This window comes from Arthrobacter sp. NPDC080073, assembly GCF_040686575.1.
Taxonomy (GTDB): domain Bacteria; phylum Actinomycetota; class Actinomycetes; order Actinomycetales; family Micrococcaceae; genus Arthrobacter.
The window spans coordinates 27,128-43,096 of the sequence record NZ_JBFBKR010000022.1; the positions used below are offsets into that span (position 1 = coordinate 27,128).

15 protein-coding genes are annotated in these 15,969 nt (G+C 64.9%); 8 read left to right on the plus strand and 7 right to left on the minus strand.

Annotated features, from left to right (window positions below):
• Positions 1 to 42 precede the first annotated feature (42 nt).
• The 4 genes from nadE (at position 43) to AB0O52_RS19605 (ending at position 4,293) form a co-directional block, all read left to right on the plus strand.
• Entirely contained in the window at positions 43 to 864 is an 822-nt protein-coding gene (nadE, locus tag AB0O52_RS19590; protein ID WP_364541156.1) for an ammonia-dependent NAD(+) synthetase, read from the plus strand.
• Between the two features lie 254 nt (positions 865 to 1,118).
• Positions 1,119 to 2,867 carry an AMP-binding protein gene (locus tag AB0O52_RS19595; RefSeq protein WP_364541159.1) on the plus strand — a complete coding sequence of 583 codons (1,749 nt, stop codon included), beginning with the start codon at positions 1,119 to 1,121 and terminating at the stop codon, positions 2,865 to 2,867.
• A 26-nt stretch (positions 2,868 to 2,893) separates the two neighbouring features.
• The gene (locus AB0O52_RS19600; RefSeq protein WP_284981964.1) at positions 2,894 to 3,400 is read left to right on the plus strand and encodes a MarR family transcriptional regulator; all 507 of its coding nucleotides are present in this window, start codon (positions 2,894 to 2,896) and stop codon (positions 3,398 to 3,400) included.
• Positions 3,401 to 3,465: 65 nt separating this feature from the next.
• Positions 3,466 to 4,293, plus strand: coding sequence for a sulfurtransferase (locus tag AB0O52_RS19605; RefSeq protein WP_364541161.1), 828 nt, complete (start codon positions 3,466 to 3,468; stop codon positions 4,291 to 4,293).
• 12 nt (positions 4,294 to 4,305) lie between these two features.
• Here the strand turns inward: AB0O52_RS19605 and AB0O52_RS19610 are convergent, their stop codons facing one another.
• From AB0O52_RS19610 to AB0O52_RS19640, 7 genes are all read right to left on the minus strand, one after another.
• Positions 4,306 to 5,085, minus strand: a complete 780-nt coding sequence (locus tag AB0O52_RS19610; RefSeq protein WP_364541163.1) for an enoyl-CoA hydratase — start codon at positions 5,083 to 5,085, stop codon at positions 4,306 to 4,308.
• A 39-nt stretch (positions 5,086 to 5,124) separates the two neighbouring features.
• Positions 5,125 to 6,045: a 3-hydroxyisobutyrate dehydrogenase gene (gene mmsB, locus AB0O52_RS19615; RefSeq protein ID WP_364541166.1), complete on the minus strand. Its 921-nt coding sequence runs from the start codon at positions 6,043 to 6,045 to the stop codon at positions 5,125 to 5,127.
• Complete coding sequence (locus AB0O52_RS19620) at positions 6,038 to 7,084, minus strand: enoyl-CoA hydratase/isomerase family protein (RefSeq protein WP_364541168.1); 1,047 nt, start codon at positions 7,082 to 7,084, stop codon at positions 6,038 to 6,040. The genes mmsB and AB0O52_RS19620 overlap by 8 nt, the downstream gene beginning before the upstream one ends.
• Positions 7,084 to 8,583, minus strand: a complete 1,500-nt coding sequence (locus tag AB0O52_RS19625) for a CoA-acylating methylmalonate-semialdehyde dehydrogenase (protein ID WP_364541170.1) — start codon at positions 8,581 to 8,583, stop codon at positions 7,084 to 7,086. The genes AB0O52_RS19620 and AB0O52_RS19625 overlap by 1 nt, the downstream gene beginning before the upstream one ends.
• A gap of 239 nt (positions 8,584 to 8,822) precedes the next feature.
• Entirely contained in the window at positions 8,823 to 10,253 is a 1,431-nt protein-coding gene (locus AB0O52_RS19630; protein WP_364541172.1) for a deoxyribodipyrimidine photo-lyase, read from the minus strand.
• A gap of 85 nt (positions 10,254 to 10,338) precedes the next feature.
• Positions 10,339 to 11,007, minus strand: a complete 669-nt coding sequence (locus tag AB0O52_RS19635) for a fasciclin domain-containing protein (RefSeq protein WP_364541174.1) — start codon at positions 11,005 to 11,007, stop codon at positions 10,339 to 10,341.
• Between the two features lie 192 nt (positions 11,008 to 11,199).
• Positions 11,200 to 11,991 (minus strand): IclR family transcriptional regulator, encoded by a 792-nt coding sequence (locus AB0O52_RS19640; protein WP_364541177.1) that lies wholly within the window; start codon positions 11,989 to 11,991, stop codon positions 11,200 to 11,202.
• A 207-nt stretch (positions 11,992 to 12,198) separates the two neighbouring features.
• On the opposite strand from AB0O52_RS19640, the gene AB0O52_RS19645 reads away from it, so the two are divergent.
• From AB0O52_RS19645 to AB0O52_RS19660, 4 genes are all read left to right on the plus strand, one after another.
• A complete protein-coding gene (locus tag AB0O52_RS19645) occupies positions 12,199 to 12,915 on the plus strand; it encodes a CoA transferase subunit A (RefSeq protein ID WP_364541256.1) in 717 nt (238 codons plus the stop codon).
• A gap of 26 nt (positions 12,916 to 12,941) precedes the next feature.
• On the plus strand, positions 12,942 to 13,631 hold the full coding sequence (locus AB0O52_RS19650; protein WP_364541180.1) for a CoA transferase subunit B: 690 nt from the start codon (positions 12,942 to 12,944) through the stop codon (positions 13,629 to 13,631).
• Positions 13,628 to 14,848, plus strand: coding sequence for an acetyl-CoA acetyltransferase (locus AB0O52_RS19655; RefSeq protein ID WP_364541182.1), 1,221 nt, complete (start codon positions 13,628 to 13,630; stop codon positions 14,846 to 14,848). The genes AB0O52_RS19650 and AB0O52_RS19655 overlap by 4 nt, the downstream gene beginning before the upstream one ends.
• Positions 14,849 to 15,393: 545 nt before the next feature.
• The gene (locus AB0O52_RS19660) at positions 15,394 to 15,960 is read left to right on the plus strand and encodes a DUF308 domain-containing protein (protein ID WP_364541185.1); all 567 of its coding nucleotides are present in this window, start codon (positions 15,394 to 15,396) and stop codon (positions 15,958 to 15,960) included.
• The last annotated feature ends 9 nt before the right edge of the window (positions 15,961 to 15,969 follow it).

Sequence of the window (15,969 nt, forward strand, 5' to 3'; positions counted from 1 at the left end):
CACAGTTGAGTGTTTCAAGTGCTGGTTACTAGTGTTGGGGACATGCGCACACTCCAGGCCACGATCATTGCGGAAATGGGCGTCCAGCCCCGGATCGACCCTGCCGAGGAGGTTCGTAAACGCGTCACGTTCCTGAAGGAATATCTCAAGGCCACGCAAACCAAGGGCTTTGTCCTGGGTATTTCCGGCGGACTGGATTCCTCCCTCGCCGGGCGGCTCGCCCAGCTGGCCGTCGAAGAGCTCGCGGCCGAAGGCGTCGAAGCAAACTTCGTGGCGGTCCGGCTCCCCTACGGCACCCAGCACGATGAGGACGACGCCCGGGCCGCACTGGACTTCATCCAGGCCAAGACGGAGTGGACATTCAACATTTCCCGGGCTGTCGACGGCTTCGAGGACGAGTTCGAAAAGACCACCGGCGCACGCATCTCCGATTTCCACAAGGGCAACACCAAGGCCCGGGCCCGCATGACCGCCCAGTACGCCCTCGCCGGCGAATACAACTACCTGGTGATCGGCACCGACCACGGAGCCGAATCCGTCACCGGATTCTTCACCAAGTTCGGCGACGGCGGCGCGGACATCCTGCCGCTTTTCGGCCTGAACAAGCGGCAGAACCGCGCACTCCTCGCCGAGCTGGGCGCCCCGTCCAGGGTCTGGGAAAAGATTCCGACGGCGGACCTCCTGGACGGCACTCCCGGACGTACGGACGAGGATGAACTCGGAGTCAGCTACGACCAGATCGACGACTACCTTGAGGGCCGTGACATCCCCGAGGCCGCGGCGATGCTGATCGAGCAGAAGTACACGCGGACGCGCCACAAGCGCACTGTTCCGGTCACGATTTTCGACACATGGTGGAAGTAGCACTCGCCTGAACCCGGGGGCCTCCGTCACGCTGGGCAACTTTTTGCAGCGCACGACGGCGGCCTGCCGCGCCGTGGCGGGGGCGCCGCCGTCGTAATCCCGCAAAAGTCTGCCCGGCGTGACGGGACGCATCCACGCCACACTGCCTCTTCCAAACCCTTGGATGTCCTAGTATATTGCAGGTGAGGCGGATCACACGGCCAGCTCGTTTCCGGTCCGCGCCTACCGATTCCACGCAGGGCGAAAGGCAGACAATGACAGTCACCGACGACTTCCGCGCAGCCCGCGACCGGCTCCTTGAGCTACGCACCGATTACGCCAAGGCTTACAGCGACTTCCAGTGGCCCCGCTTCAGCGAGTTCAACTTCGCCCTCGACTGGTTCGACCAGATCGCAGCGGATCCCGCCAAGGCCAACAACCCGGCGCTCGTCATCGTCGAGCAAGACGGGAGCTCCACCCGCCGCAGCTTCGCCGAACTCTCCGCTCGGTCCTCGCAGCTTGCCAACTGGCTCCGCGGCAAGGGCGTCCACCGTGGCGACCGCATGATCATCATGCTTGGCAACCAAGTGGAACTGTGGGAACTCATGCTCGCCGGGATCAAACTCGGCGTGGTCTTGATTCCCACCACCACGCTCATGGGTCCGCGCGACATCACGGATCGCGTCGAGCGCGGGGGCGCCCGCTGGGCCGCCGTCGGGAGCGCCAATATTGCCAAGTTCGCCGCGGTGCCGGGCGACTACACCCTCATTGAAGTGGGCGACGGCGGCCCGGCCGGTAGCCAGAGCCCGGCCGGTAGCCAGACCGCCAATGCCCTCCAATATGCCGAAGCGGATTCCGCGGAGACCGTGTTCGTGCCGGATGCCCCCACCGCCGCCGACGAAACCATGCTCCTCTACTTCACTTCGGGCACCACGTCGCGGGCGAAGCTGGTGGAGCACACCCACACGTCGTATCCCGTGGGGCACCTCTCCACGATGTATTGGATCGGGCTGGAACCTGGCGACGTCCACCTCAACGTGGCTTCCCCCGGCTGGGCCAAGCACGCGTGGTCCAACGTTTTCACGCCGTGGATCGCCGAGGCCTGCGTTTTCGTCTACAACTACGACCGTTTCGATGCCAAGGCACTCATGGAACAGATGGGGCGTGAAGGCGTCACGAGTTTCTGCGCCCCGCCCACCGTATGGCGCATGCTCATCCAGGCGGACCTGACCCTGCTCAAGACGCCGCCCACCAAGGTCGTTTCGGCGGGCGAACCCCTCAACGCCGAGGTGATCGGGCAAGTGGAGAGGGCCTGGGGCCAGACCATCCGTGACGGTTTTGGCCAGACGGAGTCAACGGTCCAGATTGCCAACACCCCCGGCCAGCCGGTCAAGACCGGCTCGATGGGACGGCCGCTGCCGGGCTACGACGTCGTTCTTGTTGATCCTGCCACCGGCGAAGAGGCCGACGACGGCGAGCTGTGCTTGCGCTTGGACCCCCGCCCCGTGGGGCTCATGAAGTCCTACTTCGGCGACCCGGAGAAGACGGCCGAGGCTTTCCGTGACGGCTATTACCACACGGGCGACATGGCCAGCCGGGACGGGAACGGCGTCATTACCTATGTGGGCCGCGGCGACGACGTCTTCAAGTCCTCCGACTACCGTTTGTCGCCTTTCGAACTCGAAAGCGTCCTGATCGAACATCCCGCTGTGGCGGAGGCCGCCGTCGTGCCCTCTCCGGATCCGGTCAAGCTTTCGGTGCCTAAGGCTTTCGTGGTGCTCGCCGCGGGGTACGAGCCCGGTCCGGCCGTGGCTGAAGACATCCTCAGGTACTGCCGGCAGCACCTGGCGCCGTTCAAGCGCATCCGTCGGCTCGAATTCGGCGAGTTGCCCAAGACGATTTCCGGCAAGATCCGCCGTGTCGAACTTCGGGGCATGGAGGTGGCCCGTCACGGAGACGGCCCGCTGCCTGCCGGCCTGGGCGTCGAGTACACCGAGGACGAGTTCCCGAGTCTGAAAGAATAGACAGCCAATCAATGTCAGGAGGCACCGTGGGCAGCCCGCTCCCCCGCGACCCCATCGCCGACGCCCAGCGAAACTGGGAACGCCACGGCTGGGGCGAAGTCGCCGCGCCCATGGCGGCCATCACCGCCATCATGCGCACGCAGCAGATCCTGTTGGCGCGGATCGAGGGCGTGTTGAAGCCGTTCGGCCTGACCTTCGCGCGTTACGAGCTCCTGGCGCTGCTGAGTTTCGCCCGCAGCGGCGCGTTGCCGATGAACAAAGCCAGTGCGCTGCTCCAGGTGCATCCGACGTCCGTGACCAACGCCGTCGACCGCCTCGAGAAGGCAGCCCTCGTGGTCCGCTCCCCGCACCCCACTGACGGGCGCACCACGCTGATCGAGCTCACCGCGGAAGGCCGTACCCTCGCGAAGCGCGCGACGACGGCACTCAACAACGAGGTGTTCGGCCAGTCCGGTTTCGGGGACGACGACGTCGAGCACCTGATCCGCGTGCTGGGAGACTTCCGCAAGGCGGCGGGGGACTTTACGGACTGATCCCCGGTGACCACATTGCGAGATTTGCATATCAAATAATGAGACTCGCACGTAGCATTGTGTCCATGCAGAGTTCAGACGTGGAACCTTTTGTCGACCTCGAATGGTTGTCCCAAAATCGTGGCCGCCTGGTGCTGGCGGATGTGCGCTGGTACCTCGACGGGCGCTCGGGCCGGGCGGCGTACGACCGCGGGCACATCCCCGGCGCCGTTTTCGTCGACCTGGATCGATGGCTATCAGCCAAGGGATCGCCGCTCGAAGGAAGAAACCCGTTGCCGGCGGCCCATGATTTTGCCGTTGGGATGCGGGAATCGGGAATCAGCGACGGCGACATCGTGGTGGCGTACGACGACGCAGGCGGGGTAATCGCTGCACGCTTGGTCTGGATGCTACGCGCTACAGGCCATTGCTCAGCCATTCTGGATGGCGGGATGGCCGGCTACGAAGGGCCACTTGAAACCGAATCTCGTTCGAGGCCCGCCGGCGATTTCACCGCACAAACGTGGCCCAGGAACCGCCTGGCGGAGATCCATGAACTCTCCATCGAAGCGAACCTCGTGGTGGACGCACGCAACCGCGACCGCTTCGAGGGCAAGCAGGACCCCATCGATCCAAGGCCCGGGCATGTGCCCGGCGCGAGGAACGTCCCCTGCAGGGAGAACCTGGACCCCGCCGGGAAGCTGCGCAGCAAGGCAGAGTTGCTGCGCATCTTCGCCTCGGCAGGCATCACAACGGCCGAGAACGTGATCAGCTATTGCGGCTCCGGAGTGACGGCCTGCCACAACCTCTTGGCACTGGAGCATGCCGGCCTCGGACACGGCAGGCTTTTCACCGGAGGGTGGTCCCAATACGGCCACGCGCTCGAATACCCTGTCGAGCTCGGCCCCGCGTAGCGGACCCGGTGGTCAACGGTGCTTGAACTCCGGCTGGCGCTTCTCGGTGAACGCTGCCATGCCTTCCTTTTGGTCCTCGGTGGCGAACAATGAGTGGAAGATCCGGCGCTCAAACAAAACGCCCTGGGACAGGCCGGTTTCGAAGGCCGCGTTGACGGCTTCTTTGGCCACCATGGCAACCGGCTTGGACTTCGACGCGATCACTTCGGCGGCCTTCAGAGCCTCCTCCACCACGGAATCTGCCGGCACGACGCGGGAAACAAGTCCCGCACGCTCGGCTTCCTCGGCGTCCATGAACCGCCCGGTGAGGACCATGTCCATCGCTTTGGCCTTGCCCACGGCATGGGTCAGCCGCTGGGAGCCGCCCATGCCGGGAATGACACCGAGGTTGATTTCCGGTTGGCCGAACTTGGCGTTGTCCCCGGCAATGATGAAATCGCACATCATGGCAAGTTCGCAGCCCCCGCCCAGGGCAAAGCCGGACACCGCGGCAATGACAGGGATGCGCAGGCGCGTGAGGTTTTCCCAGGCGCGGAACCAGTCGGCGGCGTACATTTCCATGTACCCCTTGGATGCCATTTCCTTGATGTCGGCGCCGGCCGCGAAGGCCTTTTCCGAGCCGGTGATCACCACGGCACCCACTGCGGGATCCGCATCCATGTCCGACACGGCGGCCACGATCTCGTTCATGGTGGCCTGGTTCAACGCATTGAGCGCCTTGGGCCGGTTCAGGGTCACCAAGCCCACCCGTCCACGGAGTTCCACCAGGATGTTTTCGTGCTGCTGCGCCAAGCCGTGCCCCTTTTGTCGTAACTGACCCACCCGCCAAGGCTACTTGGCGGACTTGTCCCGGATGTCCGTGATGATGCCGGAGAAGTCGCGCTCGGCTCCGCCTTCGGCCGCGAAAGCATCGTAGATCTGCGATGCCAAGTGCCCCATTTTCCCGTCCACTCCGGTGCTCTCGAGCGCGTTGACCGCTAGCCGGAGGTCCTTCGCCATGAGCGCTCCGGCGAATCCGGGCTTGTAGTCGCGGTTGGCCGGACTCGTGGGAACCGGTCCGGGAACTGGGCAGTTGGTGGTCAGCGCCCAGCACTGCCCAGAGGCGTTGGACGCGACATCGAACAACGCTTGGTGCGTCAGTCCCAGTTTCTCGCCCAGGACGAACGCCTCGCTGACGGCAATCATGGAGACGCCAAGGATCATGTTGTTGCAGACCTTTGCGGCTTGCCCGGCTCCGTGGTCACCGCAGTGCACGATCCTCCGGCCCATGTGTTCCAGGATCGGCTTCACTGTTTCGAAGTCCTCGGTCAGCGCCCCCACCATGAAGGTCAGGGTCCCGGCTTCGGCACCCACCACGCCTCCGGAAACGGGCGCGTCTACGGAGCGGTGGCCGGCTTCCAAGGCAATGGCAGCGGCCTCGCGGGCCTCGTCGACGTTGATGGTGGAGCAGTCCAGGAACAGTGTGTTCGGCGCAGCCACCGAGAGCAGGCCCGGCGCTCCGTCCACTCCCCGGTAGGCCTCCAGGACGTGCTTGCCGCTGGGCAGCATGGTCAGGACAACGGAAGCACCGACAACGGCCTCCGGAGCGGAATCCACCGTGGCAATGCCGTGTTCACGGGCTGCCTCGAGCGCTGCCGGCACGGGATCGTACGCGACCACTTGATGCCCTGCCTTGATAAGGTTCACGGCCATAGGACCGCCCATGTGGCCAAGGCCGAGGAAAGCGATGGTACCGGAAACTGCGTCAGACATGGTCGGACTCCTTTGAATGAAGTTTGAGTTCACGGTCGCCGAGAGGCGCGAAGAAGCCCTCGACGGCGGCCGGCGACACCTCCGCCAGGGAAGCTGGCTTCCATTGTGGGTTGCGGTCCTTGTCCACCACTTGGGCGCGGATGCCCTCCCGGAAATCCGGCCCGGCCAGGCACCGCACGCCAACACGGTATTCCTGCTCCAAGGCCTCCTCGAGGGAAAGCCCCCGGACTCGCCGCAACGATTCCAGGGTGACTTTCACGGCTGTAGGCGATTTCGCCTCGATCGTGACCGCGGCTGCAGCGGCGTCGCCGCCGGCGGCGTGCAGCCTGGCGACGATTTCCTCGGCGTCGCCGGAAGTATAGGCGTCATCGATCCACCCGCGCTGGCCGGACAGCGTCGAGGCGGGCGGCTCCTGAACAAAGCGCCCGACGGCGGCCTCCGCCGTCGAGCTTTCCAGCGCTTCCGCGAGCGCGGGCAGGCTCTCGGACGGCACGAAGTGGTCCGCGAGCCCCAGGAACAAGGCGTCGGCCCCGCTCAAGTGGGCGCCCGTGAGGGCTGCGTGTGTACCGGACTCGCCCGGTGAGCGGGACAGCAGAAGGGTCCCGCCGACGTCGGGCACAAAACCAATGGTGGTTTCCGGCATGCCGGTACGGGTCCGCTCGGTGACCACGCGGACAGAGCCGTGGGCTGAGATCCCGACCCCGCCACCGAGGACCAGCCCGTCCATGAAGGCCACATACGGCTTCGGGTACCGGGCAATGAGCGAGTTCAACCGATACTCCGCTGCCCAGAAATCCGCGGTCCGGTCCCCGCCGCGCAGCATGTCGTCGTAGATCGCCACGATGTCCCCACCCGCGCAGAGTCCGCGGTCCCCCGCGCCGTGCACCAAAACCGTTCTGACGGCGTCGTCGTCCGCCCAGGCGGTGAGTTGCTCCAGCATGGCGTGCACCATGCCGGCGGTGAGTGCGTTGACGGCCTTCGGTCGGTTCAGCGTGATGACGCCGAGGTGGCCGCGCTTTTCGAACAGGACCTCGGCCATTAGCTGCCGGCCGGCATCACGAAGCTGGCGCCCTGGCGGATGCCCGAGGGCCAGCGGGTGGTGACCGTCTTGGTCTTGGTGTAGAAGCGGAAGGCGTCTGGGCCGTGCTGGTTGAGGTCGCCGAAGCCCGAGGCCTTCCAGCCGCCGAAGGTGTAGTAGGCAATCGGGACCGGGATGGGAACGTTGATGCCCACCATGCCCACTTCGACTCGGCTCGCGAAGTCGCGGGCAGCGTCGCCGTCGCGGGTGAAGATCGCGACGCCGTTGCCGAACTCGTGCTCGGAGCAGAGCCGCAGTGCCTCTTCGTAGTCGGCCGCGCGGAGGACGCTCAGGACCGGGCCGAAGATCTCCTCCTTGTAGATGGACATGTCCTTTGTGACGTTGTCGAAGAGGGTCGGGCCAACCCAGAAGCCTCCGGCGTAACCGTCCACCTTCAGGTCGCGTCCATCGGTGACGAGGGTGGCGCCCTGATCGACGCCCGCTTGGATGTACCCCTCAATACGGTGCTTCGCCGAGGCGGCCACTACAGGCCCGAAGTCCGAATCCGCGGCCAGGCTGGGACCCACCTTCAGGCCCTTGATGCGGTCCTGCAGCTTGGAGACGAGCTGGTCCGCTGTCTCCTGGCCAACAGGCACAGCAACCGAGATGGCCATGCAACGCTCTCCGGCGGAGCCGAACCCGGCACCGATGAGGGCATCCGCGGCCATGTCGAGATCGGCGTCGGGCATGATCACCATGTGGTTCTTGGCACCGCCAAAGCACTGGGCGCGCTTCCCGTGGGCCGCGGCCGTGGCGTAGATGTACTTGGCAATCGGCGTGCTTCCGACGAAGCCGATGGCCTTCACCCGCGGATCTTCAAGGAGGGTGTCCACGGCTTCTTTGTCGCCGTTGATGACGTTGAAGACGCCGTCCGGCAATCCCGCTTCGGTGAAAAGTTCCGCCAGGCGCAGCGGCACGGACGGATCGCGCTCCGAAGGCTTGAGGATGAAGGCATTGCCGGCAGCCAGTGCGGGGCCGGACTTCCAGAGTGGAATCATGGCCGGGAAGTTGAAGGGCGTAATGCCCGCGACCACCCCAAGGGGCTGGCGCAGTGAGTGGACGTCGATGCCCGTGCCGGCGCTGTCCGTGAATTCACCCTTGAGCAGGTGCGGGGCACCGGCGGCGAACTCCACCACCTCGATGCCACGCTGGATGTCGCCTTTGGAATCGAGGAAGGTCTTGCCGTGCTCGGAGGATAGGAGCGTAGCGAGTTCGTCCATATGTTCGTTGACCAGGTCCACGAACTTCAGCAGGATCCTGCCGCGGCGCTGCGGGTTCATGGCGCCCCATTCGAGCTGGCCCTTCTCCGCGCTCGCAATGGCGTTCCTGACCTCGTCAGCACTGGCGAGGGGAAGCCGTGCCTGAACCTCGCCGGTGCAGGGATTGTAGACGTCGCTGAATCGTGTAGAGGTCCCGTCGACCCTTTGGCCGTCGATGTAGTGGGAAAGTTCGCGCACCATGGAATGCTCCTTTGCATAGGGGGAATGCCCGCCATCGGCCTCGAAGGCACATGTCCAACTGCGCTCCGGGACGTCTTTGATCCCGAATATACTCGGACTTCCTACTAATTTCTAGAGGACTTCTGCTGCGGCCCTCCACACCCGACCACATTTGGGAATGCCCGACGCCGGAACCCGCCGCAGGCGGGGAGGTGCCGCTCTGCGGCGGGGCCAAAAATGGTAGGAAGTGGTGGCCCGGTTCAACGAGGCAGCGAGCCGTAGGCATCCAGCGCCTCCCGACGCGAGGCTTTGAGGTCCACCACCGGCTCCGGATAGTCCGCCGTGGCCAGTTCCGGGATCCACTGGCCGACGTAGCTGCCGTGGGGATCGAATTTCGCTGCCTGGGTCTCCGGATTGAAGATCCTGAAGAAGGGCGAGGCGCCGGAACCGGCTACCCACTGCCAGTTCGCGGGATTGGACGCCGGATCGGCATCCACCAATGTGTCCCAGAACCATTGCTCGCCCACTTGCCAATGGATGCCGAGGTTCTTGACCAAGAGGCTGGCGGAAACCATGCGGACCCGGTTGTGCATCCATCCTGTATGCCACAATTGCCGCTGGCCCGCATCCACTAAGGGGAAACCGGTGCGGCCTTCCTGCCATGCGCGAAGGAGGTTGGCAGCCTCTTGTGAGCCGGCCTCCTGTGACTCGGCCTCCCGGGCCCCTGCGCTGCTGGCCGAGTCATGCGAGCCTGCACCCTGAGCACCCGGCCAAGCCCACGGATAGTGGTCGAACCCCGGACGCAAATTGGCCGTTGCCAGGTCCGGGTGGTGGAAGTATTGGTGCCAGCAGAATTCACGCCACCCGAGTTCCGAGGCGAAGACTGCAGCGCCCTCGCCCAGTTCCCGACGCCGGCGCTGCTGGGCATGCCATACCTCGAACGGGCTGAGTTGCCCCCAGCGCAAAAAGGGCGACAACCGGCTGCTGCCCGGCAGGTCCGGACGATCCCGGTTCACCGGATAGTCCACCAGCCCGTGCTCCACGAAGGCATCGAGGAGCTCATGGGCCTGGGCCGAACCCGGCTCCCAAACCTCGGATAATCCGGCAGACCAATCGGGGTTCCGCGGCAGCAATCCCCACGTGTCCAATTCCTCGGACTGAGGGAGCCGGCCCGAGTATCCCCGGCCCGGTTCCGGAGCTTCCAGCGGTTCACGGAAATCCAGCCCGGACACGGTCCGCCAAAATGGCGTGAAAACCTTGAAGGGTCCGCCTTGCTTCGTGGTGACGGCCCACGGTTCGTGCAGCAAAGAGGCCTGGAAACTCTCCGCGTGCATCCCGGACCCGCCCGCCCAGGCCTTGATGCCGGCGTCGAGCATTCGCTCTGCCTCGCCGTAACGGCGGTTCCAGTACAGCGATCCGGAACCCATCGCCGTCGCGGTTTCCCGGACAATCTCCGCCGCCGGTCCGCGACGCAGCACGAGTGGTACGCCGAGGGCGGCAAGGTCTTCGCGAAGGGTGAGCAAGGAATGATGCAACCACCAGCGGGACGCGCCGCCGAGCGGCCTGATTCCGGGCGATTCCTCATCGATGACATAAAGCGCGACGGCTGCACCGTCGTCGGCTGCCGCGCGCAGCGCCGGGTTGTCCGTGGTCCGGAGGTCGTCCCGGAACCACACGATTGACGGCTTCACTCATCTCCCTTGGATCTTTTGCGCAACGGACATGCCCCTTAAGACGAATCCTAAGGGGCATGGCCTGTACCTCATCTGCCGAGATCTATTTCGGCATCAGGACGCTGTCAACCAAGTAGACCGTCGCGTTGGCGGTGTGGACGCCACCGCAGATCACGGCGGAGCCGCCGTCAACCTTGAGCGCGTCCTTGGTTCCCGTGACGGTCACCGAGTCGCCTTCAACAGTCTTGTGGGTGCCCACGATCTGGTCCGGAGTCAGCTGGCCGGGGATGACGTGGTAGGTGAGGATCTTGCTCAGGAGGGCGTCGTCGGTCTTGAGGCCGTCGATGGTGGCGGCGGGGATCTTGGCGAAGGCGCTGTCCACAGGAGCGAAGACAGTGAACTGGCTGCTGTTCAGCGTGTCCACCAGGTTCACCTTGGGGTTCAGCTTGCCGGACACAGCGGCCGTGAGGGTCTTGAGCAACGGGTTGTTGGAAGCGGCCACGGCTACGGGGTCCAGAGCCATGCCGGCAACCGAACCTGCACCGCTGGGAACCTGGGAAGCGTAACCTGCGCAGCCCGGGCCAACGAGGTCTTTAGTCGGGTCCATCGCGGCGCTTGCCGAGGCGGAGGGTGTGGCTGCCATGGTGGTCGCAGCGGGAGCGGCCGACGACGGTGAAGCCGTGGAAGCCGAGCCGCCACAAGCAGTGAGGCCCAACAGGGCGGAAGCGGCGAGGCCGGCGATCGCAAAAGACGTGCGCTTTGTAGAAAGCATGACATTTCTCCTTCAAACGGACTGACATTCGGTGCCGGTTGATTCCGGCGTGAAGTCCTTATGCCAGCTATTCGGAGGTGGGAGCCGGGTGGATGGGTGAGTTTCAAAACTTAATTTTGGGCGCGCCTCCAGAACTGACCACTTTTGGGAGCCTCCGACGCCGGATGGCGGCATTCGCGCCAAGGTTGCGGCTCAAAGGTGGTCGGTTCTTGCGGAGCTCATGCGGTGGGCTTCTTCCATGAGCAACTTGCCGAGGAATTCCTGGCGTTCAGGACGGAATCGCGGCTCGATGCCTGTGAGGGATAAAGCGCCGACTGGCCGGCCCAGCTGGTCGAAGACGGCAGCCGCCATCCCCCAACTGCCTTCGAGGATCAGCCCGGGATTCACCGAGTACCCGGCCATCCGGGTCTGCTCAAGGTTCCGGCGCACCACCCTCTCGGTGTGGCCAGTGGCAAAGTCCCCGGCGTGCTGTTCCCAGCCGGACAGGATCATTTCCTGTTCTTCATCCGGCAGGAACGCCATGATTGCCGTGCCGGCCGACGCTACGCCGAGCGGGAACCTGACTCCCTCGTGCAAGACGAATGAACGCACCGGAAAGCTGCCTTCCTCGCGGAGCACGCACACGGTTTCGTTGCCACGACGGATCGAATAGAAGGCGCTTTCCCCGCTCTCCTCGGCCAGGCGGCGCAGGCTGGGCCGGGCCAAGTCCTCAAACGGGAACCGCGCCGCCGCCACGGAGCCCAGCAGGAAAATCTCGGGCCCCAGGATCCAGTTCCCGGTCCGCTGGTCGTGGTCCAGCAGGCCTTCGGCGGCGAGGGACGCGAGCAAGCGGTGCACGGTCGGGCGGGTCAGCCCGGACTCGCGGACCAGGCCAGCGATGGACATGCCCTCCGGTTTGCGTCCCACGAGCCGGAGGAGCGCGGCAACCCGGGCGACGACCTGGGCCCCCTGGACCGGCTTGGTTTGCGGCTGACGAGTCGACAATCCGATCTCCTCTCAAAGATATCCTCCACAATGTGGACACTTCAAAGACTAGCGTCCACACTATGCGAGTCCAACCCTGCTGGCCATGCGAGGCCGTTGACCCTCCGCACTGGGCAACCCTAAGCTCCTTTTCAGACCGCTAGCTCAGACCAGTGTCCACAAAGTGGATATCACTGAGTGACCCTACTCAAAGACGAGGACAACGCCATGGCCAAAATCCAGCCCAGCGCAGCCGTTGCACTAGAGGACGTCCTGCGCGACGGCCAGACGATCGCCGTCGGCGGTTTCGGACTCAGCGGCATCCCCGCAGACCTGATCGAGGCCGTCCGCGATTCCGGCGTCAAGGACCTGACAGTGGTCTCCAACAACATGGGCATTGATGGCAAGGGGCTTGGCATCCTCATCGAAACGGGCCAGGTCTGCAAGGTCATCGCTTCCTACGTGGGCGAGAACAAGCTCTTCGCCGAGCAGTACCTTTCCGGGCAGCTCGAGGTCGAATTCGCTCCCCAGGGCACCCTGGCCGAACGCCTCCGCGCCGGTGGTGCCGGCATCCCCGCCTTCTACACGCGGACCGGCGTCGGAACCCTGGTTGCCGAGGGCAAGCCGCTCGAAGAGTTCGACGGCGTCACGTACGTCCGCGAGCGCGGGATCGTGGCCGACATCGCGCTGGTCCACGCGCACACCGCGGACACGGACGGCAACCTGATCTACCGCTACACGGCCCGGAATTTCAACCCTGTGGTGGCCACGGCGGGAATCGTGACCATCGCCGAGGCCGAAGTGATCGTGCATCGGGGCGAGCTGGATCCGAACCATATCGTGACCCCCGGCGTCTACGTCCAGCGACTGGTCCAGGCCCGCAGCCGCACCAAGGACATCGAGCAGCGCACCGTCCGGCCCCGCACTGAAGCCCTGGCCGTCTAAGCACCCACCAGCGAAGGAGCACCACCATGGCATGGACCCGCGACGAAATGGCCGCCATTGCGGCCCAGGAACTCAACGACGGCGATTACGTCAACCTCGGCATCGGCATTCCCACCCTCGTTGCCAACAACCTGCCCGACGGCGTACGGGTTGTCCTGCAAAGCGAGAACGGCCTTCTCGGCATGGGGCCTTTCCCCTACGAGGGCGAGGAAGACGCCGACCTCATCAACGCCGGTAAGCAGACCGTCACGGTCCTGCCCGGCGGCAGCATCTTCGACTCCGCGACGTCCTTCGGCATGATCCGCGGCGGACATGTCAAAGTTGCCATCCTCGGCGCCATGCAGGTTTCCGGCAACGGGGACCTCGCCAACTGGACCATTCCGGGAAAGATGGTCAAGGGCATGGGCGGCGCCATGGACCTCGTGGCCGGCACCCCGCGTGTCGTGGTCCTCACCGAGCACAACGCCAAGGACGGGAGCGCCAAGATCGTCCGGGAATGCACCCTGCCGCTGACCGGCCTGGGCGTGGTGGACCGCATTGTCAGCGACCTCGCGGTGTTCGACATCTTGCCATCCGCGAACGACGACGGCGGGCGGCAGCTCACGCTGACCCGCCTCGCCCCCGGAGTCACCGTGGAGGAGCTCCGGGAAAAGACGGAGGCGGCATTCGACGTCGCATTGGTAACCACCCCTGCATTGGAAGGAAGTGTGGCATGAGCCTGAAGGACCAGTTCGGCAAAGACGTCCTCCTCACCGGATGGGGACACAGCAAGTTCGGCAAACTCACGGACGAGACGCTCGAGTCCCTGATCGTCCAGGTGTCCGCGGAGGCCATCGGGAACTCGGGCCTTGAGCCACGGGACATCGACGAGATCTACCTCGGCCAGTTCAACTCGGGCATGCAGCCGTTGGGCTTCACGTCCTCGCTGGCCCTCCAGTTGTCCGAGGACCTTGCCAATGTGCCCGCAACGAGAACCGAAAACGCCTGCGCCTCCGGTTCCGCAGCATTCCAGCAGGGCGTGAAGGCTGTCTTGGCCGGGACTGCCCGCAACGTCCTGGTGATCGGGGCCGAAAAGATGACGGACGCCGGAGCCGATGTCGTAGGAGCAGCTTTGCTCGGAGCCTCCTACGAAATGGCGGGCAAGGCCTCCACTACCGGTTTCACGGGGCTGTTCGCCGAGGTGGCCCGGCACTACGAAAAGCGCTACGGCGCGGGCATCGAACGCCCTGGTTTTGCCGGGTCCGGCCTAAGCGACGTCCTGGGTTCCATCGCCGCCAAGAACCACCACAACGGCATGGACAACCCCTACGCGCAGATGCACAGGGACTTCGGCGAGGAGTTCTGCCGGACGGTTTCCGAGAAGAATCCCATGGTTGCCGAACCGCTTCGCCGCACCGACTGCTCCCCCGTGTCCGACGGCGCCGCCGCCGTCGTGCTTTCCCTGGGCCCGGCGTCGGGCGCTGCTACCGAACCCGTACGGTTGGCGGGCTTCGGGCACGCGAACGACTTCTTCCCGGCAGAGCGCCGCGACCCCACGGAGTTCGCCGCCACGAGAGTGTCCTGGGAACGCGCGCTGGGGATGGCCGGCGTCAGGATCGAAGGACTGGACTTCGCCGAGGTGCACGATTGCTTCACGATCGCCGAATTGATCATGTACGAAGCCATGGGGCTGACGCCGCGCGGTGAAGGATCCCGGGCGGTGCAGGAAGGGTGGGTCTACAAGGACGGCAGGCTGCCCGTCAATGTGTCGGGCGGACTCAAGGCCAAGGGCCACCCCGTTGGCGCAACAGGTGTGTCGCAGCACGTCATCGCGGCCATGCAGCTGACGGGCACCGCGGGAGCCATGCAACTGCCCAACGCCCGCCGCGGAGCCGTGCAGAACATGGGCGGCGTGGGCATCGCGAACTATGTGAGCATCCTGGAGTCTGTCTAGCGGAGACTCCCCAACGCCGGGTCACTTACGGCCCATGCCGGGCAGCAACTTGGGCCGTAAGTGACCCCGCGTTGCGGCGAGTTTGTGGGTTCAGCGCTTTCGCCGCGCATCACCAGCTACAAAGTGGAGGTCATCCCTGAGCCCGCTGTCGAGGCGGTCCAGCACGTCACCCGGGAACTCCGTCACAACGGTGGTACCGCTGTGAAGGACTTGGACGCCCGGACCTTCCTCTCTGCGCTTCTCCCCGTCCTGACCCTCAACAAGGGCTGGGCTGGTCGCAAAATCGCGCGGCACTTGCAATGGGCGCTCGAGAGTCCCAGCGGCGCACGCCCCGTTCGCGGCATCAGGCTCTTAGCCTCTCCCAGTTCCCGCGCCAATACTGACTGCGACGCAAACGACGTCGTTGGCCCCGCGGAAACTCCCCAACGCGGGGTCACTTACGGCCCATGCCGGGCAGCAACTTGGGCCGTAAGTGACCCCGCGTTGCGCCGGGGAGTTCCAGCGGCCCCCTTCACCAGCTTCCGGCCCGGGTCTAAACTGACCCTATGTCCGACACCGCAGGACGCAAGTTGTTCCAGCATTCAGGAACGGCGCTCATCTTCCGGGGAGCCTTGGCCCTTCTCCTGGCCTTCCTTGTCGCTTCCCTGCCGGTCGCCACGGTGTTTGCCCTCGTCTACGTGTTCGGCGTCTTCGCCATCACCGACGGGCTCACCAATATGGCCCACTACTTCTACGATCCGGCGCGCCATTCCCGCTGGAGCTTGATCGGCGGCTTCATCTCCGTCGCGACCGGCCTTGTGGCCGTTTCGTGGCCGGGCATCACCGCTGCGGCACTGGGCGTCCTCATAGGAGCATGGGCCCTGGTCCTCGGCATTTCGCAGATCATCCTTGCCATGGACACCAGGACGACGGTCCGGGCTTGGTGGATCTGGATGCTGACAGCCTTGGTCACCACGTTGTTCGGACTTTTTGTGCTCGTCAATCCAGGCGCTGGATTCCTGAGTGTGGTGGCGCTCCTGGCGACATACGCCGCGGTCAGCGGTGTGTTGTTGATCGCCTCCGGCATCAAGCTCCGCAGGCGCGCCTCTTCTTCGGTGATGCTCGCCCACTAGTCCCCGCGG